Source organism: Paenibacillus sp. HWE-109, from assembly GCF_022163125.1.
Lineage (GTDB): Bacteria > Bacillota > Bacilli > Paenibacillales > NBRC-103111 > Paenibacillus_E.
On record NZ_CP091881.1, the window covers coordinates 3,233,786 to 3,251,858 of the forward strand.

Genomic DNA, 18,073 nt, shown 5'->3' on the forward strand with positions numbered 1-18,073 from the left:
GAAGGGCAATGGAATTGTTGCCTCCATTTGCCCTTAGGATTGTAATTAATAGCTTCGGCCAAATACGACCGTATGTTTAGCAGCTTCGCCGCAAACCAGACACGTTGATTTCGTTTCTGAAGGTGTGAAAGGGATATTGCGGCTTGTTGCACCCGTTTCTTGCTTCACATGCTCTTCGCATGCCGTTGAGCCACACCAACCTGCTAATGCAAAACCGCGTTTCGTTTCCAGGAAGCTCTTGAACTCCTCGATCGAATCGACAGCAATATAATGCTCATCGCGGAACTGCTTGGCTTTATCATACATCTGCTGATGAATCTCAGCAAGTAAATTTTGCACCTCTTGCACGAAGTCAGCTTGCTGTACTGTTTTCTTCTCGCCGCTAACGCGGGATACAAGAACAACTTGACCATTTTCCATATCACGAGGTCCTAATTCAACGCGAATCGGTACGCCGCGCATTTCATATTCATTGAATTTCCATCCTGGACTTTGGTCAGCACGATCATCTACTTTGACACGTACGCCAGCTTTCTTCAGTTCAGCGAACAACTCATCCACGCGGCCGATGACTTGCTCTCTCGTTTTGGGAGGCCCGATCGGAATCATAATGACTTGGGTAGGGGCTACTTTTGGAGGCAGCACCAAGCCACGATCATCACCATGAACCATAATCAGCGCGCCGATCAAACGCGTGCTCACGCCCCATGAAGTTGTATGTGCAAACTGATGCTGATTCTCACGATCCAAGAATTTAATATCAAAAGCTACTGCAAAATTCGTTCCAAGATAATGAGAAGTACCGGCTTGTACTGCTTTGCCGTCTTTCATCATCGCTTCGATGGAGAAGGTATCTATCGCACCTGCAAACTTCTCGGACGGTGTTTTTTGCCCCACGATAACAGGTATCGCTAAGAAATCTTCCGCGAACTGACGGTAAACTTCAAGCATCTGCATCGTTTCCCGGCGCGCATCCTGCTCATCTTCATGTGCGGTATGGCCTTCTTGCCACAAGAATTCTGTTGTGCGCAGGAACGGCAATGTACGCTTCTCCCAACGAACGACATTCGCCCATTGGTTGATCAAAAGCGGCAGATCACGGTAGGAGTTGATCCACTCCGAGTACATATGGCCAATCATTGTTTCCGAAGTTGGACGAATTGCCAAACGTTCTTCCAGTTTCTCGCCGCCAGCTTCCGTTACCCAAGGAAGTTCAGGATTAAAACCCTCCACGTGCTCTTTTTCCTTTTGGAAAAAGCTCTCAGGAATGAATAGCGGGAAGTATGCATTGCGATGCCCGGTTTCTTTAAACTTGCTGTCCAGCTCACGTTGGATGTTTTCCCAAATTTCATAACCATCCGGTTTAAAAACGATACAGCCCCGTACAGGAGAATAACTCATTAAATCAGCTTTCTTAATGACATCTATATACCAACGGGAGAAATCTTCTCCTTGTGGTGTAATCTCTTTTACAAACTGCTTATCGTTTGACATAAACCCTCCCAGATCATTAGAACTATCCCTTAATCAAGCGCAAAATATCATTATACGTTACAGCCACCATCAGCAGCATAAGCAGTGCAAACCCAACAAAATGAACCATGCTTTCTCGGTTCGGATCAAGCGGCTTGCCGCGCAGTGCTTCCAATCCCATAAATAGAAGTCGACTTCCATCCAAAGCTGGAATCGGCAGAAGGTTAAAAATCCCTAAGTATAAGCTCAAAGTAGCTGTCCAAGAGAGGAAAACCGCTATTCCCATTTGAGCAAATTGGGCCGATACTTGAGCGGTTCTTACAGGACCGCCTAAATCATCGAGTTTAAATTGAAGCGTGACGAGCTTTTGCAGCCCTGTTACGATTCCGATCGTCGTACCAACGACCTGATCGTAAGTACCCGTTAAGACTTCACTGAAGTTTGCGCTCCTGCGATCACCAGAAATGACAACACCTAACTTGCCGGAACCTGCATCCATCTCAGGCGTAACTTGAACCGTTAATGGGTTACCTGCACGATCGATGACCCAAGTCATCGGCTTCCCAGCTGATGCTTGAATCGATGTTACTAACTTCTCGCGATCCGTACCAATCGGTTGATTATCAATGGAGATGATCACATCACCTTTGTGCAAACCGGCTTTTTCTCCAGCTTTACCCGCAAGCACGGAATCCAGTTTTACATTCGTAAACACACCAGATATCACAACCACAATGAAAAACAAAACGATCGCCAAAATAAAATTCATAACGGGTCCCATTACGATCGCCAAAGCTCTTTGCCCCACGGTTTTGGAGCCGAACTGCCTGTCATATGGGGCAATTTGGGTTTCGGTTCCCTTCGTGACCATCATGGCCTGCGGATCCATCGGATAAGTGACTTTTTCTCCATCCACATCCAGCGAAACTTGAAGCGCCCTCTCCAGATCAATGTGTTCCACCACACCAATAATAACATTGGAACGACGGTCCAGTTGGTCCAGATACAGAGATGTCACTTGATTTTGTTTGTTTAATTTAATCGCAACCGTTTGTCCGGGATTTACCTGAACAATTTCCGGATCTTCACCCGCCATCCGCACAAATCCGCCGATCGGCAGAATACGCAGTGTATAGCGTGTTTCCCCTTTTTTATATGAGAAAATCTTGGGTCCAAAACCAATGGCAAACTCTCTAACTAAGATCCCTGCACGTTTGGCAAAGTAAAAATGACCCCATTCATGTATCGTTACTAGAACGAAAAACAACAAAATAACCTTCAATCCCACTTCTATGGTTGACAAGTCGTAATTCCTCCTTCAAGTTTTCTCCAGAAAACTATCCTATGTATGAAAAACCATATTGTTTTCGTTGGAAACCTGCCTTTAAGCATCCATTCGTCGACAGCATGTTCTTAGATTACCATTATTGAACCGCTGAATACAAGCTATGCCCGTTTAGCACAGTATACGAATAAGAAGATTGAATTAGACTTTACTCCCTCAGCATGCAAGCCGCTGATTAAAAAAAGAGCCGAGCCAAACGCTCTGACTGCAGCTCCCTTGCTCATCTTAGAATTGGACATTTGTCGCGAAGGCTCTTGCCCACAAATCCTGCTCATGAATAACTTCAAGAGGTGGATTTGAAATCGACTCATGCTTTAATAATACAGATTCAATAATATGTTCAATTTGCAAGAAAGCAATTTCACCTTTGAGAAAGCGTGCAACCGCAACTTCATTCGCTGCATTATAGACTGTCGGTGTCGTTCCACCCTGAATACCGCTCTCGAAAGCCATCTTGAGACATGGAAAGCGATTGAAATCCATTTCACGAAAATGCAGTTTGCCGATTGCAGCTAAATCCAATCGCTTGGTTGGCGTTGGATAACGATCAGGATACGTTAAAGCATATTGAATCGGCACCCGCATATCCGGATTGCCTAATTGCGCAATAACACTATTGTCTTCAAATTCAACGTAGGAATGAATAACGCTCTCCGGGTGAATGAGTACATCGATTTGATCATAGCGAAGATTGAACAACCAATGGGCCTCGATGACTTCAAGTCCTTTGTTCACCATCGTCGCAGAATCAATCGTAATCTTGGCACCCATGGACCAATTGGGATGCTGCAAAGCTTGCTCAACTGTTACTCCCTCTAATTCAGCTCGCGAGCGATCACGAAATGAACCTCCAGAAGCTGTCAGTGTAATCTTGGCAATTTGCGAACGATTCTCGCCATTCAAACATTGAAATATGGCGGAATGCTCACTATCGATAGGCAGCAAGCTAACACCTTTCCTGCGTGCAGCATCTGTCACAATGTGTCCAGCGCTTACGAGTGTCTCCTTGTTAGCTAAACCGATATGCTTGCCTGCCTCGATGGCAGCCATCGTGGGCTTCAAACCCTGACTCCCTACCATGGCTGTCACCACAAGATCTGCCTCACTTGAAGCAGCAACTTCCATCAAACCTTCTTCTCCGTATAGAACCTTGGTCGTAGATGTTATTTGCTTCGAAACTTCATCCGCCAATTCTTTGGTTGCCACGGATACGATCTTAGGTTGAAAAGCTTGAATCTGTTCGATTAACAACTGACTGTTATATCCACCCGCTAGAGCTTCCACTTGAAATTTCTCAGGCGCGTGTGCAACAATGTCCAGCGTTTGAGTCCCAATGGACCCCGTTGATCCCAAAATGGCAATCCGTTTCATCAATTTCCACCTCGTAGCTGACAATTAGTGAGGAATCATTCCAAGCAAATGAATAAATGGGAAGACGATTAACCAGCTATCCATTCGATCCAGTACACCACCATGACCGGGGAGTAATGTTCCTGTATCTTTAATACCTTTCACTCGCTTATAGGCAGATTGAATCAAATCGCCGACTTGTCCCACAACAGCAATGACTAGCCCAAGAAACAGAGCTCGTCCATAGCCGAGCAAATCTGGCGCGTAGCAGGCAAATACCAGGGCGATAATCATTGCGATCACAACCCCGCCGACTGCCCCTTCAACTGATTTTTTCGGACTAATTTGTGGCCAAAGGAGATTTTTCCCGAGCTTCGAGCCTACAAAATAAGCGCCTGAATCCGATGCCCAGATACAAACAAAGACAAGGATCGTCCAAAACAAGCCATGTTCAGCAAGCCGTGAAGAAATCATATAATAAAAGCCAAAACCTATATAGACAACACCAAGCAACATAACCGAGACTTGATCAATCGTAATTTTGTTTTTGGTCGCTACCGTTATGAAAAGCAGTAAAAACATGAGAAGCCATATGACGGCAGTCGAAGTGAGAGGTATTGAGATACCCACCCACTCCCAAGGAATCGTTATATATAAGAGTGCAATTAGTCCCACTGCGCTTGTTAATTTAAATTTAGAATAGCCATTCATTTGCAAGTACTCGCGATATCCCAAAATAGATACCAATACAATTAAACCTGCATACCAATAACCACCCAAAACTAATAGAGTGATAAATAAGAAGCCAGCGATGACTCCCGTGACAATTCTCTGCTTCAAGTTGAATCCCCCTAGATGAACAACTTTCAATCGTTACGCCAGGTTACGCTTCCCTACTAACGCAGAAAGAGAGGAGCTGTTGACTAAACGCCCCCATATCTTCTTCCGCGGCGCTGGTATTCCGCAATGGCTTGTAAGAATAACGATTCCGTGAATTCCGGCCAGTAAGCCTCCGTAAACCAAAGCTCCGAGTAGGCTATCTGCCAAAGTAAAAAATTACTGAGTCTTAATTCACCGCTAGTGCGAATTAACAAATCCGGATCTGGCAAATCGGAAGTAAGCATATAGGAAGAAAACCGGTTCTCATCCAATTCCTCAACTTGTAATTTACCGCTTTGAACATCACGAATCATTTCTTGAACACCAGCAATCATTTCTTTACGCCCGCCATAATTCAAGGCAAAATTCAATATGAGTCCAGTGTTATCCTTTGTCCGTTCGATAGCACCTTCAATCGCTTTCAGCGTGTATTCAGGCAAACCTTCGCGCCATCCTGTCATACGAATGCGGACATTATTCTCGATCAACTCTTCAATCTCCAAAGGGAAAAACTCTTGAGGAAGCTTCATTAAGAAATCCACTTCTTCCTTAGGCCTCTTCCAATTTTCGGTCGAAAAAGCATACATCGTCAACACTTTGACACCAATTTGATTTGCAGCCATCGTAATTTTCTTCACATTTTTCATACCTGAATGGTGACCAGCTACGCGAGGCAATCCTCTTTGTTTGGCCCACCTTCCGTTGCCATCCATAATAATAGCGACATGTGCAGGTACTTTGTCTAATTCGATGTCTTGTAATTCGGCCTTAACTGGTTTACTTCTTCCTAACCATTCCTTAACTAGCTTGAACACCACTGTTGTTCCTCCCAACTAGGGAAAGATGAAAAACCCCCAGCGAATACCCGGGGGCATATCTATCTTATACTTCCATGATTTCTTTTTCTTTAGCAGCCAAAACTTTCTCAACTTCAGCCACGAATTTATCCGTAAATTTCTGGATATCTTCTTGATGTTTGCGGGACTCATCTTCAGAAATCCCAGCTTTTTCAAGTTTCTTAATTTCGTCGTTCGCATCGCGGCGGATGTTACGAATAGCAATCTTCGCTTCTTCGCCGAACTTCTTCGTCATTTTCACGAGATCAGCACGACGCTCTTCCGTTAAAGCCGGAATGACAATACGAATAATCGTCCCGTCATTGGACGGAGTTAATCCTATATCAGACTTCATGATTGCTTTTTCAATCGCCGACATTGAACTTTTGTCCCATGGTTGAATGAGTAAAGTACGTGAATCCGGTGTAGTTAAATTAGCAAGTTGATTAACAGGTGTCATTGCACCGTAATATTCAACTTGAATACGATCTAATAAAGATGGGGTCGCACGACCAGCACGAAGCGAAGTCAAGTCTCTTTTCAAAGAACCAATCGCTTTGTCCATCCGATCTTCCGCATTTTTTTTCACTGCTTGTGGCATGGTTAGACACTCCCTTTAACTGTAGTCCCAATTTTCTCGCCAAGGACCACTCGTTTGATATTCCCTTTTTCTGTAATGTTGAACACCACTAACGGGATGTTGTTATCCATACAAAGGGAAGATGCGGTGGAATCCATGACACCAAGATTATTACTGATGACTTCCATATAGGTTAACGTCTCATACTTCTTAGCTGTTGGATCTTTGAATGGATCAGCGGAATAGACGCCATCCACTTTGTTTTTGGCCATGAGAATAACTTCCGCTTCAATTTCAGCTGCTCTCAAAGCTGCTGTCGTATCCGTTGAGAAGTAAGGATTACCAGTTCCTGCGGCGAAGATAACAACTCGACCTTTCTCAAGGTGACGCATGGCTCTTCTCCGGATGTACGGTTCTGCAACCTGTTGCATGGTTATCGAGGACTGCACGCGTGTAGGGACTTCAATATTCTCCAAAGCGTCCTGCAGCGCCAATGAGTTCATCACCGTAGCCAACATGCCCATGTAATCAGCAGTAGCTCGGTCCATCCCCTTCTCGCTTCCAGCTATCCCACGCCAGATGTTTCCGCCACCTACGACGATGGCTACTTCTACATTCAATTCCACAACATCTTTGACCTGTTGGGCAATGGACGTAATGACTTCCGAATCAATGCCGTAGCCCTGCTGACCAGCCAAAGCTTCGCCGCTTAATTTTAGCACTACTCTTTTGTAAAAAGGTTGACCCAACTTGTTTACCCCCGTTTCATTGCATGAACCAACATCTCTTATTGGCTAAAAAAGAAGGAACACCAAGTGTTCCAACTTTTTTGAAAGCTATTATAGGTTAACTTGGGACATAACTTCTTCCGCAAAGTTCTCTTGTTTTTTCTCTAGACCTTCACCAAGACCGAAACGTACGAAACGACGAATGGAGATATTCTCACCGATAGCAGCGATTTTCTCATTCAACAATTGGTCGATCGTTTTGTCTGGATCTTTAACGAATTGTTGTTCCATCAAACAGAACTCTTCGTAGTATTTGCCGATGCGGCCTTCAACCATTTTGTCAATGATTTTCTCAGGCTTGCCTTCATTTAAAGCTTGGTTGCGAAGAATTTCTTTTTCTTTTTCCAAAGCTTCTGTTGGTACTTCTTCACGACGCACATAAGTTGGGTTCGCTGCTGCGATGTGCATTGCGATGTCTTTGCAGAACGTTCTGAATTGATCTGTTTTACCAACAAAGTCAGTTTCACAGTTGATCTCAACAAGAACGCCTACTTTACCGCCAGCGTGGATGTAAGACTCTACTGCGCCTTCTGTAGCGATACGTCCAGCTTTGTTAGCTGCCGCGGAAAGACCTTTTTCGCGAAGCAATTCGCCAGCTTTCGTGATATCGCCGTTTGCTTCTTCAAGTGCTTTCTTGCAATCCAACATACCTGCGCCTGTTTTTTCACGTAATTCTTTCACTTGTGCTGCTGTAACTGCCATTGAAAGAAACCTCCCGTTGTTTGTTAGTATAATATGTAACATACCATGAATTCTTCTTTAAAAAAAGGGTGGTGACAGGCTGTTACACCTTCCAACCACCCTTTTCACGTGCCTATAGATTAAGCTGTTGTTTGTTCGCCTTGGTGTGCTTCGATAACTGCGTCAGCAATTTTCGCTGTCAACAATTTAACCGCACGAATCGCATCATCGTTACCTGGGATCACGTAGTCGATTTCGTCTGGATCACAGTTTGTATCAACGATACCAACGATTGGGATACCCAATTTGCGAGCTTCTGCAACAGCAATACGCTCTTTACGTGGATCGATAATGAAAAGTGCACTAGGCAGACCCTTCATGTTCTTGATACCGCCCAAGAATTTCTCAAGACGATCTCTTTCTTTGCGAAGAATGATAACTTCTTTCTTAGGAAGAACTTGGAAAGTACCGTCCTCTTCCCATCTTTCAAGAGTTTTCAAACGGTCGATACGTTTTTGAATGGTTTGGAAGTTAGTTAATGTACCACCCAACCAACGTTGGTTGATGAAGTACATGCCACAACGTTCTGCTTCTTCAGCAACGGAATCTTGCGCTTGTTTCTTAGTTCCAACGAAAAGGATTGTACCATTATCTTCCGAAACGGATTTAACAAAGTTGTAAGCTTCTTCAACTTTTTTAACCGTTTTTTGTAGATCGATAATGTAAATACCGTTTCTTTCTGTAAAGATGTACTTGTCCATTTTCGGATTCCAACGACGTGTTTGGTGACCGAAATGTACGCCAGCTTCTAAAAGCTGTTTCATGGAGATAACTGCCATCCCCAATCCCTCCTCTAAAATGGTTTATTTGGTATCCGCCGCCTATCGCATCTTTGCATAAAACTTACCAAAGTAAGCACCATTATGCAAATTGACGGGCGTGAGTTTTTAACACCGAGAATAAATATACCACAACTCAAATCCCTATGCAACCTTTTGTCGACAGCGTTTTTTGATACTGTAAATAAAGAGTCTCCGGGAGTAAACGAACAAAAAAGACCTCCGTAAGAAAGATCCATTTGTAAGTTAAGCTATTGAGCTGCAAGTAAATTTGCAACGATTTTCTGCATGTCCAAAACACCTTCAAAGGAATGAAAGCCTACTTGAATCTTCGTGTTGCCGCCTTGCTTCTCAAGCTCCGTCGTGAAGGCTTTACGATCCGCAATAATGCCCGATTTCATTAATAAATCAGCAACTGCAGTAGCATCGAGATTAGGCTGTACATATAGAATAGTTTTCTGGCTTCCTTCAGGTGGCGAAGCTTTAGGTTGATCCTTAGGTTTAGCCGCGGCTAACTTATCGCTTTCTTCTTTCACCTTCGTCTGTACAATGGTATCCAGTTCGGCTTGCGTATATACTTTTGTGTTTTTATCGAACACTTGATAATATTTCGCGGATTCATCTTTTAGCTTTTGCGGATCCAACTCGTCCAGAGCTAAGTTTGTCTGACCAGGCGCGCTCGTCCGAACGGACATAATTTGCAAAAGCAAGGCACCCATAATAATCCCAATCCCGATTCCTAACATCATCGAACGATTTTTAAGCACGAGTCATCTCCTCCTGTCTCGAAAGCTGCAGGATTAGACTGACTTCGCCTTTATTCATTCCTAATTTCTTAGCGATGGCTTCAACACCTTTTCCTTGATCGTGCAAAGCAAACAACTCTGCATATCTGCTCTTCATACTTAATCCCGAGTATACAGGTTCTTCTGCGACAAGTTCTTCATGATGGGCATCTGCACTAGATGCTAGTATAGGAGCTGATGGTGTGTGAATAGATACGACAGTCATGTCAGAGATCGGAAGTTGATCTGGAACTGCAGTCATGCCCGAAATCGCTGCAGATTGATTCACATGAACTTTCGTCAATTCCTGGGAAAGCTCATATTTTTGCTTCTCAAGCGATTCTAGTCTGCCTGCAAGCTTTGCTAATTCGACTTCATAGTCTTGTTTCGTTTTGGAGAAGAGATTGAGCAGGGACTGATTTTGCTCATCCATTTCAGCCGCAAAGTGCTCGATCGTTTCCTCAATTTCTTGCACTACGTTTGTCTTGGTTGACAAAGCAGCCTGATCTTTGGGTAGGAACCGTGCGTAAACAATAAGGACAAAGCCCAGAAGAACAACATACATCCACGGCTGCATAGCCATTGGGTTCACCTTTTTCTATATGTAAGATAGCTGGTTATAGAGATAAATCAATATGATGCCCTTTATACGGGTGTTCTGGCTCATGAGGGACAGCTGACGAATTCCCATCTGCTTTCCTTTTCCTCTTTGAATTCCCTTTAGACGTTTGTTGATTCTGTCCGGACTGATCTTTGATATCTGCCCTTGCGCTTTCTTCCAGCCTACTGCTGCGATGACGATCTCTTTCTGTATTCTGAAGCGATTGATTCTCTAGAATGGTTTCGTCTTGACGTGGTTTTTGCATGAGTTGATTCTGGCGTATACCCGCCTCATCATTTTTGTGAACGGCCAGTTGTAAATCAATGGCTTTAAAACTCATTGTCCAGCCACCCCTTCACTTACACATAGGCACTCATCGTAATATCACCATCACTTAGACGGAACGTCATCCGATTCGTTGGATCCTTGATGAATTTCGTATAGCGCCCTATTACGATTTTGGTTCCCCCATATACGGTAGACAGAACCTCCACTTTCGCTTTCTCGGAGTCTTCCAAAGACTTCTCAATTTCAAAAATCCGGTCTTTAACCGCATTTTGTTCTTCAATTGCCTGTTTTTTCGTGTGATTCAGTTTGATGCGCATGGCCACTTTATCAGGTGTAAGCTGACCTGCAGCGGCTAAAGAATCTAGTAAAGTAAGCGCTTTATCGGTCTTATCCATATTTTCCATATACACTCTAAGTTGATTGCGCAAAGTAATCATTTCATTGCGAAGCTCCGGCAATACACCGACTTCAACGACCGTTGCGGTTGACATCGTATTCCCGATAGTCCTGGCCGTTACACGTTCACCAGCCTGAATCGTACCTCCAACAATAAGTCCCTTGGAACCACTGCAAACAACAGCTTTTCCAGCTCTGATCGTAGAATGCATGATACTCTGGCTAACTAGCAGCTCACCGGCAACTTCTATAGTAGCATCTTGAATGAAAGAACTTTTGACATTCTTTCCAGCTTTAATATGTGCTTTATTTTGTCCAACAATCCCAGCGTTAATCTCAACGGAACCTTCTGCTTCTAGTTCAGCTGCTTCGACGCCGCCAGTAACACGAATGTCGCCTGCTGCTCGAATTCTGAAGCCAGGGAGTACATTGCCGCGAATAACAACCGTACCGATGAAATCGATATTACCTATGTTGTAGTCCACATCTCCATTCACTTCATAGACAGGGAACACATTAATTTTATCCCGATCTGTACGTACAACCATGCCGTCAATAGCCGAATACAGCGCTCTTTGTTCGGCATCAGCAATCACATTCTTGCCCAATTTAAATCGAGCTTCTTTACCTGCTTTAGCAAACTGCGTTTCGCCTGTAACAGCTCTCCCTGGCGTGCCCTCTGTCGCTAATGAACGCTGGCCGATCAGTTGGCCTTTCCGCACATTGTGAAGGGTTACAACTTCTTTATAATTCACCCTGCCGTCATCCAGCTCGAGTGGTTTTTTTTCATCTTCATCAAAAGCAAAAATATATTTAATAGAGCCATTCTGTCCATCTACAGGCTTAGTACCTGTCGCAATTACGACTTTTTGATGATAAAACGACTTGGGATCCGCTGCAATTTGAGCAAGTAAAGGTATATTTAATCCATGAACAATATGATTTTTTTGAATAAGGTCTTCCAATTCACCTGTCGTAACTTTGAAATCAGCTTCTGCGTTTGTGATCAACAAGCTTGCAGACAATTTGTTGTCCGAAACAGAAATATTAATATAGTAATCTAAAGGCATGTTCCTCTCAAGCATGGAATACCACCTTTCACGATCGAATTTAGGTTATGAATCCTGAAATAATTGATTCTTGAATCTTCCAAGTACACCTTTTAACCGAAGAATCGCCTTGGAATGCAGCTGTGAAATGCGTGAAGGCGACAAGCACATAACTTCCGCAATTTCACTCAATGAAAGCTCTTCGAAATAAAATAAAGAAACGACGGTTCTTTCTTTCTCCGTTAAACGCTCAATCGCTTTGGCCAAAGAATCTTTCAAATAAAACTCATTCACCTGAAACTCAGGGTTCTTAGCCTTCTCATCCACGAGTAAGGATAACCTGGTTTCAGAGTCTTCCTCACGAATCGGATCATCGATTGAACATATGGTTGTAATGGAAATATCTTGCAGCATCTGTTGGAAATCGGATTCTGACACTTGCAAATAAGCACTTATCTCCGCATCAGTAACTGAGCGAAGATACTGCTGTTCCAGCTTCTGATAAGCATCTTCAACCTTTTTGGCCTTCTCACGTACAGAACGGGGTACCCAATCACCTTGTCTCAATCCATCAATGATTGATCCTCTTATTCTCCAAGAAGCATACGTTTCAAATTGCAACCCACGTGCATAATCGAATTTCTCCACAGCATCTATAAGTCCCATGACACCAAAACTGGATAAATCCTCTTTGGAAACACTCTTCGGAAGTCCAATTGCAAGTCGGCTGGAAACGTAGTCGACTAAAGGCAAGTAACTCTCAATAAGGGATTGTTTCGCAGGCACCCAGCCTTCTTCCTTCCACTGTTTCCATAACTCAATATTTGCTAGTTGTGATTGCTTTTGTTCAATCATGATTTATGTTTCACCATCCTTAATCTTCAGACATTCGCCTTAAGGCACCCGCCAGTTGTTCAGGGTCCAAATTATTCTTGGTGACTAGCTTAGGTGGATTGAGTGGTGAAAATTGCATATCCGCAGAAGATAAAGAGTTGTTATCACTCAGGTTAGCTTTCATCAATTCTCGGGTTTCTTCATCCAAATCAGGCGTCGTCATATCGAGTGATTGACCAACTGCTGAATCCTCTACTGGATTACTTGGGAAGGTTCCACCTGCTTGCTCTGCTCCGATCATGACACCTAGCACCCATCTGAAGCCAAATGTCAGAACAAATAAGATAAGAAAGCTATACAAACTCTTGAGACAAGTGGAAAGAAATAAATTATTGCCAATCGATAAGGCAAATGTAAATACTCCCGCAATGGCTGCTACAATAACATTAATCCGCATTGTTCCAATCATTAAATTTCCTTCACTCCTAATTGGACACTTCGAATTACCAGTATGCCTGTCTCACTATTAAATTCAATGGTGCGGCCGTAGTTGGCACCTGTATCCTCAGCGCGAATTGGAATTCGATATTTAATCAACATTTCTTTACAAGATTCTACATTTCTAGGCCCAATTCTCATCGTATCATTATTTCCCGCAAAAGCAAACATCTGTGCACCACCAGCGAGTTTGGCTTCTAATCTGCTCACAGCTGCGCCAAGCAATTCCATTCTTGAGATTAACTCAGGAATAGCTGTATCCGCGTATTTAGCAATGTTCAGCGATCCCTCACGTGCAATCTCTGATGAAGGCAGCATAACATGTGCCATACCGGCCACTTTAACGCGGCTATCATACAAAGTGACACCTACACACGAACCCAGCCCTGTTGTCTTTAGCACACCTATTTGGTGAGCTACATTCAGGTCAGCCATTCCTACTTTAATCAAATTGTCTTGGATCATGAAGACTCTACTCCCAATGCGGAAAATATTTTGCCAAACGATTCCGGATCAGGAATGAGGAAGAAATGTCCTTGTACTTCATTATCCCCTTCCAAAAATTTGGTATCAATGAGAAGGGCTTGATCTCCCATTTGACCAAATTGCAATAAGCCATAACTTAAGATAGCTCCTGCCATATCAATCGCTAACGCCGGAACGGTAGGTTGCATGTTTAAATTCGTGAAATCTGCAAGTGAGGATAAATAGGACCCGGCTAGAATATTGCCTATTTCATTCAGCGCCGACAATTCAAGTTCAGAATATTCTTCTTGATCCTGTATGTTCATCCCAATCAGATCTCTCAACATATTTTTGGCAGCATCTAAATTGAGAATAAAAAACATATTACCAGGAGCATCGCCATCCACTCGCAAGAAAATAGCTAGAACTACAGTCTCGGCTCCACCGACACTTTCGCAAATTTCTTCAAAAGGCAGCATGCGTACTTTGGGAACAAGCATATCAATTGGCTTATCTAATAAAGTAGATAGGGCGGTCGCTGCGTGCCCCGCACCTATGTTCCCTACTTCTTTCAAAACATCCATTTGGAAATCTGCTAACTGACTAAACACATCCACAACTTAATCCTCTACTCTTTCCAACTGTTGGAGTTCGTTGCGGTCCAATACCTGCTCCAAGTTGAGCAAAACTAATAATCTTTGTTCTCCGACACGGGCAATGCCATCCAGATACTTGGCTTTAATCCCGCCAACAATTTCAGGAGGATTATCTATATTATCTGTATCCAGATCTATAACGTCATTAGCCGAATCAACAATCAAACCAACCTCGAAATCCCCTGCAGAGACAATGATAATGCGTGTAGCATCCGTAGTCGGCAGTTCATCGAGTCCAAAGCGGGAACGAAGATCAATAATCGGAATCACGACACCCCGAAGATTAATCACACCTTTGATAAATTCCGGCGCTTTCGGAACACGGGTCATCGGTTGCATTCTTTCAATTGTTCTGACTTTCTCAACTTCCACACCATATTCTTCAGTTCCAAGTGCAAAGACGATAACCTTTTTTTCTTCTCCCATTGTGAACGCCTCCTTAGATTTAAATAATTATTTAATCAATGCATTAGGGTCAATAATCAAAGCTACTTGTCCATCCCCGAGAATCGTTGCGCCTGAAATAGCAAACAATCCAGATAAGTATTTGCCCAATGTTTTGAGGACAATTTCTTGCTGGCCAATAAATTCATCCACCATTAAAGCAACTTGCTTGTCCCCTTTGCGAACAACGACAATTTCGGTTTCATCTTCCAGATCCTCATTGAAATCTGGAACACTGAACAACGTACTGAGTGATACCAACGGAATAACCGAATTGCGGTAATCCACCATTTTGTTGCCATGGATGTTGCGAATTTGTTTCTTTTGAATAGCAGAAGTTTCAACGATGGAAGACAATGGAATGGCGTATTTCTCACTGCCCAAACGAACAAGCATCGCTGAGATGATGGACAACGTCAATGGAAGTTGCACGGAAAATTTACTGCCCAAACCTGGTCTGGAATCAACTTGCACGTGTCCGCCTAGCATTTGGATCTTCGTCTTAACGACATCAAGACCAACCCCACGACCTGAAATGTCAGAAATTTTCTCAGCTGTACTGAACCCAGATGCGAATAGCAAATTATAGACTTCGATATCTGACAATTTCGCAGCTTGTTCAGCCGTTACGAGACCATTCTTGAGTGCGGTTTTCAACACTTTATCGCGATAAATTCCTTTGCCGTCTTCTTCGATTTCAATAAAGACATGATTACCGCTATGAAATGCGCGAAGCTGAATGGTACCCTGCTCACTCTTGCCTGCTGCAAGTCTGTCGCTAATAGATTCAATCCCGTGATCCACCGCGTTGCGAAGCAAATGAACGAGCGGATCACCAATTTCATCAATAACGGTACGATCTAATTCCGTTTCAGCGCCAGTAATCACAAGATCTACTTTCTTATCCAATGATTTAGCTAAGTCTCTGATCATACGAGGAAATCTATTGAAAACAGAATCTACAGGCACCATGCGGAGCTTCAAGACGATATTCTGCAAATCACTGCTGACTCTGGACATATGTTCAACGGTTTCAGTCAAATCATTCCGTTTAACTTCCGTAGCGAGTTGTTCCAGTCGCACGCGATCGATTAACAATTCACTAAATAAATTCATAAGTGCATCTAGTCGTTCAATATCTACACGAATCGTACGGCTCGCTACGGGAGCTCCGCCAGCAGCAGGTTTAGCGACAACAGCCGCAGCTGCTTCTACTTTTGGTGCTGCTACTTCAATCGTTGGAGTCTGCACAGGCACAACAGCCGCAGCCACTGCAGCGGCGATTTCTTGTCTTGCTGCCTCAACTTCAGTTCGCGGACGAGAAAGCTCATCCAAGGATTCTGTATCGACTGTAATGATAATCGCAGATTGAATCTCTGAAACATTCAAAATCTCTTTTTCAAGCGTTCCTTGATCCACTTTCGAAATAAAGTATAAGGAGAAAGAGCGATCGAATTTCTCTTGTTCAATTTCTTGAACAGAAGGCGTCGCTTTCACGATCTCTCCCATTCTTTCTAAAGCATCAAAGACCATATAAGCACGCGCCGCTTTTAGAACGCAGTTCTCGTTCACTGTCACTTCGACATAAAAAACTAGGAAACCTGAATCGATGGACTGTTGCAAAATGGAAAATTGGAACTCATCAACTTCAATTCCTTTTGTTGGCTCTTTCACGGCAGTAACAGCTGCCGGGACTACTGCTGTCTTGTACTCACCCGTCACAATAGAGCGAAGTGAAACAACAATCGGGGATACATCTGCTTTACCAGTACCGCCTTGAATAATGTCTTCCACCATGGATTCCAAAGAATCCAAACTTTTGAAAATACAATCAAAAATGAAAGGATTCATTTCAATTTTACTATTGCGAACTAGATCTAAGACGTTTTCCATCTCATGCGTAAGGGCTGCTATGTCCTCGAAGCCCATCGTTGCGGACATGCCTTTCAACGTGTGAGCAGAGCGGAAAATATTATGTACAATACTAATATCCTGAGGGCTGCTTTCTAAACTTAGTAAGTTCTCATTCAAAGATTGCAAATGCTCTTTCGATTCATCGATAAACATGGATAAATATTGACTAAGTTCCAAAACCACACACCTCCAATAGAATCATTATTCAATTTGCTTGCTAACGTTCAACTAATTAAGTACGCATTGAGCTAGTCTAACGGCAATATCTTGCTGTGGCAGCACGTGCATCGCAGCTTGCATCTCTACAGCAGCCCGAGGCATGCCATATACGACGCATGTTTCTTCAGACTCAGCAATGGTTGTCGCTACACCGGATTGCTTCAGTGACAGCATCCCTTTGGCGCCATCGCTTCCCATCCCTGTCATCAGTACGATGTGCCGTTTCAACTCACTCATACCAAGCAAGGACTCAAACATGACATCCACCGAGGGGCGGTGGCCAGAACGAGGATCTTCTTTGGTTAATCGGATTTTGTACGTTTTGTTCGAATCTTTATATGCGATCATATGCCAGCCGCCAGGAGCCACGTAAGCTGTTGCGGTTTGGAGAACATCCCCCTCCGCTGCCTCAACAACTTTAATTTGCGAAATGTCATTCAAACGTTGTGCTAATGACTTGGTAAAGTTAGGCGGCATATGTTGAACAATAAGAATCGGAGCTGGAAAACCAGCAGGGATATTCGAGATGACTTGATGTAAAGCTCTAGGCCCCCCTGTTGAAGTACCTATCGCAACAAGATGATTGAAGTGCGTCGAACCCTCAGCCGCTCCCGCTTTCACATCAGGAGGTTTCAAAACAGATGCTTTGCTTTTCTCAATTATCGGTGGAGTCGGTGTTGTATTCAAACGAGATAACAATGGTTTCTGCTGAACAGGCTGGAAGCTTCTCATTTTGGTTCTTACTGCCATATGAAGTTTTTCATGAAGTAGTTGTTTTACTTTGTATAAGTCAAGGGAAATCGAGCCAGAAGGCTTTCGAATAAAGTCGACAGCTCCCCATTCAAGCGCTTTAATCGTTTCAGATGCCCCTTCTTCGGTTAAAGAACTTAACATGATAATCGGAGTAGGGTGTTCAGCCATTATCCGTTGAAGAGCATCCAGCCCGTTCATGACGGGCATTTCGATATCCATCGTGACGGCATCAGGACGAAGAAGTTTAACTTGTTCGATGGCTTCTTGACCATTTTTAGCCGTACCAATGATTTGATACTGGGGATTTTCAGAAATCAAATCGCTAATAATTTTTCGCATAAAGACAGAGTCGTCTACGACTAGAATGTTATAAGGTGCCATGCTGTTCCCCTCCCTTTAT

Annotated in this window: 20 protein-coding genes; all 20 read right to left on the minus strand. The window is 43.5% G+C overall.

Features of this window, described 5'->3' with window-relative positions; genetic code table 11:
* Nucleotides 1–45 precede the first annotated feature (45 nt).
* The 20 genes from proS to LOZ80_RS13405 all read right to left on the minus strand — a co-directional run bounded on the left by proS (nucleotide 46) and on the right by LOZ80_RS13405 (nucleotide 18,054).
* Nucleotides 46–1,494 (minus strand): proline--tRNA ligase, encoded by a 1,449-nt coding sequence (proS, locus tag LOZ80_RS13310; protein ID WP_189012945.1) that lies wholly within the window; start codon nucleotides 1,492–1,494, stop codon nucleotides 46–48.
* 22 nt (nucleotides 1,495–1,516) lie between these two features.
* The gene (gene rseP / locus LOZ80_RS13315) at nucleotides 1,517–2,776 is read right to left on the minus strand and encodes an RIP metalloprotease RseP (RefSeq protein WP_238171881.1); all 1,260 of its coding nucleotides are present in this window, start codon (nucleotides 2,774–2,776) and stop codon (nucleotides 1,517–1,519) included.
* 267 nt (nucleotides 2,777–3,043) lie between these two features.
* Nucleotides 3,044–4,189 (minus strand): 1-deoxy-D-xylulose-5-phosphate reductoisomerase, encoded by a 1,146-nt coding sequence (locus LOZ80_RS13320; RefSeq protein WP_238171882.1) that lies wholly within the window; start codon nucleotides 4,187–4,189, stop codon nucleotides 3,044–3,046.
* A 24-nt stretch (nucleotides 4,190–4,213) separates the two neighbouring features.
* The gene (locus LOZ80_RS13325; RefSeq protein WP_238171883.1) at nucleotides 4,214–5,008 is read right to left on the minus strand and encodes a phosphatidate cytidylyltransferase; all 795 of its coding nucleotides are present in this window, start codon (nucleotides 5,006–5,008) and stop codon (nucleotides 4,214–4,216) included.
* An 83-nt stretch (nucleotides 5,009–5,091) separates the two neighbouring features.
* Entirely contained in the window at nucleotides 5,092–5,862 is a 771-nt protein-coding gene (locus tag LOZ80_RS13330) for an undecaprenyl pyrophosphate synthase (RefSeq protein WP_238172978.1), read from the minus strand.
* Nucleotides 5,863–5,929: 67 nt separating this feature from the next.
* Complete coding sequence (gene frr, locus LOZ80_RS13335) at nucleotides 5,930–6,484, minus strand: ribosome recycling factor (protein WP_238171884.1); 555 nt, start codon at nucleotides 6,482–6,484, stop codon at nucleotides 5,930–5,932.
* A 2-nt stretch (nucleotides 6,485–6,486) separates the two neighbouring features.
* Nucleotides 6,487–7,212 carry a UMP kinase gene (gene pyrH / locus LOZ80_RS13340; protein WP_079408959.1) on the minus strand — a complete coding sequence of 242 codons (726 nt, stop codon included), beginning with the start codon at nucleotides 7,210–7,212 and terminating at the stop codon, nucleotides 6,487–6,489.
* Between the two features lie 90 nt (nucleotides 7,213–7,302).
* Nucleotides 7,303–7,953, minus strand: coding sequence for a translation elongation factor Ts (tsf, locus tag LOZ80_RS13345; RefSeq protein WP_079408958.1), 651 nt, complete (start codon nucleotides 7,951–7,953; stop codon nucleotides 7,303–7,305).
* 119 nt (nucleotides 7,954–8,072) lie between these two features.
* Nucleotides 8,073–8,771 carry a 30S ribosomal protein S2 gene (gene rpsB / locus LOZ80_RS13350; RefSeq protein ID WP_189012936.1) on the minus strand — a complete coding sequence of 233 codons (699 nt, stop codon included), beginning with the start codon at nucleotides 8,769–8,771 and terminating at the stop codon, nucleotides 8,073–8,075.
* A gap of 251 nt (nucleotides 8,772–9,022) precedes the next feature.
* Nucleotides 9,023–9,538, minus strand: coding sequence for a hypothetical protein (locus tag LOZ80_RS13355; RefSeq protein ID WP_238171885.1), 516 nt, complete (start codon nucleotides 9,536–9,538; stop codon nucleotides 9,023–9,025).
* Nucleotides 9,531–10,139 (minus strand): hypothetical protein, encoded by a 609-nt coding sequence (locus tag LOZ80_RS13360; RefSeq protein ID WP_238171886.1) that lies wholly within the window; start codon nucleotides 10,137–10,139, stop codon nucleotides 9,531–9,533. Before LOZ80_RS13360 ends, LOZ80_RS13355 begins: the two co-directional genes overlap by 8 nt.
* Before the next feature lie 34 nt (nucleotides 10,140–10,173).
* A complete protein-coding gene (locus LOZ80_RS13365; protein WP_238171887.1) occupies nucleotides 10,174–10,497 on the minus strand; it encodes a hypothetical protein in 324 nt (107 codons plus the stop codon).
* Nucleotides 10,498–10,516: 19 nt separating this feature from the next.
* A complete protein-coding gene (locus LOZ80_RS13370) occupies nucleotides 10,517–11,926 on the minus strand; it encodes a flagellar assembly protein A (RefSeq protein WP_238171888.1) in 1,410 nt (469 codons plus the stop codon).
* A 30-nt stretch (nucleotides 11,927–11,956) separates the two neighbouring features.
* The gene (locus tag LOZ80_RS13375; protein WP_238171889.1) at nucleotides 11,957–12,745 is read right to left on the minus strand and encodes a FliA/WhiG family RNA polymerase sigma factor; all 789 of its coding nucleotides are present in this window, start codon (nucleotides 12,743–12,745) and stop codon (nucleotides 11,957–11,959) included.
* Between the two features lie 19 nt (nucleotides 12,746–12,764).
* On the minus strand, nucleotides 12,765–13,193 hold the full coding sequence (locus LOZ80_RS13380) for a hypothetical protein (protein WP_238171890.1): 429 nt from the start codon (nucleotides 13,191–13,193) through the stop codon (nucleotides 12,765–12,767).
* The gene (locus tag LOZ80_RS13385; RefSeq protein ID WP_189012926.1) at nucleotides 13,193–13,687 is read right to left on the minus strand and encodes a chemotaxis protein CheD; all 495 of its coding nucleotides are present in this window, start codon (nucleotides 13,685–13,687) and stop codon (nucleotides 13,193–13,195) included. The genes LOZ80_RS13380 and LOZ80_RS13385 overlap by 1 nt, the downstream gene beginning before the upstream one ends.
* Entirely contained in the window at nucleotides 13,684–14,271 is a 588-nt protein-coding gene (locus tag LOZ80_RS13390; protein WP_373291261.1) for a chemotaxis protein CheC, read from the minus strand. The genes LOZ80_RS13385 and LOZ80_RS13390 overlap by 4 nt, the downstream gene beginning before the upstream one ends.
* 36 nt (nucleotides 14,272–14,307) lie before the next feature.
* A complete protein-coding gene (locus LOZ80_RS13395) occupies nucleotides 14,308–14,769 on the minus strand; it encodes a chemotaxis protein CheW (protein WP_189012924.1) in 462 nt (153 codons plus the stop codon).
* Nucleotides 14,770–14,796: 27 nt separating this feature from the next.
* On the minus strand, nucleotides 14,797–16,878 hold the full coding sequence (locus tag LOZ80_RS13400) for a chemotaxis protein CheA (protein WP_238171891.1): 2,082 nt from the start codon (nucleotides 16,876–16,878) through the stop codon (nucleotides 14,797–14,799).
* A gap of 51 nt (nucleotides 16,879–16,929) precedes the next feature.
* Nucleotides 16,930–18,054 carry a protein-glutamate methylesterase/protein-glutamine glutaminase gene (locus LOZ80_RS13405; protein ID WP_238171892.1) on the minus strand — a complete coding sequence of 375 codons (1,125 nt, stop codon included), beginning with the start codon at nucleotides 18,052–18,054 and terminating at the stop codon, nucleotides 16,930–16,932.
* Nucleotides 18,055–18,073 lie beyond the last annotated feature (19 nt).

What these genes read in the sequence shown, in the direction of transcription:
- LOZ80_RS13385 (WP_189012926.1), bottom strand. Translation starts at nt 13,687, where the DNA reads ATGATCCAAGACAATTTGATTAAAGTAGGAATGGCTGACCTGAATGTA.
- tsf (WP_079408958.1), bottom strand. Translation starts at nt 7,953, where the DNA reads ATGGCAGTTACAGCAGCACAAGTGAAAGAATTACGTGAAAAAACAGGC.
- frr (WP_238171884.1), bottom strand. Translation starts at nt 6,484, where the DNA reads ATGCCACAAGCAGTGAAAAAAAATGCGGAAGATCGGATGGACAAAGCG.
- LOZ80_RS13390 (WP_373291261.1), bottom strand. Translation starts at nt 14,271, where the DNA reads ATGGATGTTTTGAAAGAAGTAGGGAACATAGGTGCGGGGCACGCAGCG.
- LOZ80_RS13360 (WP_238171886.1), bottom strand. Translation starts at nt 10,139, where the DNA reads ATGGCTATGCAGCCGTGGATGTATGTTGTTCTTCTGGGCTTTGTCCTT.
- LOZ80_RS13365 (WP_238171887.1), bottom strand. Translation starts at nt 10,497, where the DNA reads ATGAGTTTTAAAGCCATTGATTTACAACTGGCCGTTCACAAAAATGAT.
- LOZ80_RS13380 (WP_238171890.1), bottom strand. Translation starts at nt 13,193, where the DNA reads ATGATTGGAACAATGCGGATTAATGTTATTGTAGCAGCCATTGCGGGA.
- LOZ80_RS13370 (WP_238171888.1), bottom strand. Translation starts at nt 11,926, where the DNA reads ATGCTTGAGAGGAACATGCCTTTAGATTACTATATTAATATTTCTGTT.
- LOZ80_RS13405 (WP_238171892.1), bottom strand. Translation starts at nt 18,054, where the DNA reads ATGGCACCTTATAACATTCTAGTCGTAGACGACTCTGTCTTTATGCGA.
- rpsB (WP_189012936.1), bottom strand. Translation starts at nt 8,771, where the DNA reads ATGGCAGTTATCTCCATGAAACAGCTTTTAGAAGCTGGCGTACATTTC.
- LOZ80_RS13320 (WP_238171882.1), bottom strand. Translation starts at nt 4,189, where the DNA reads ATGAAACGGATTGCCATTTTGGGATCAACGGGGTCCATTGGGACTCAA.
- proS (WP_189012945.1), bottom strand. Translation starts at nt 1,494, where the DNA reads ATGTCAAACGATAAGCAGTTTGTAAAAGAGATTACACCACAAGGAGAA.
- LOZ80_RS13375 (WP_238171889.1), bottom strand. Translation starts at nt 12,745, where the DNA reads ATGATTGAACAAAAGCAATCACAACTAGCAAATATTGAGTTATGGAAA.
- LOZ80_RS13395 (WP_189012924.1), bottom strand. Translation starts at nt 14,769, where the DNA reads ATGGGAGAAGAAAAAAAGGTTATCGTCTTTGCACTTGGAACTGAAGAA.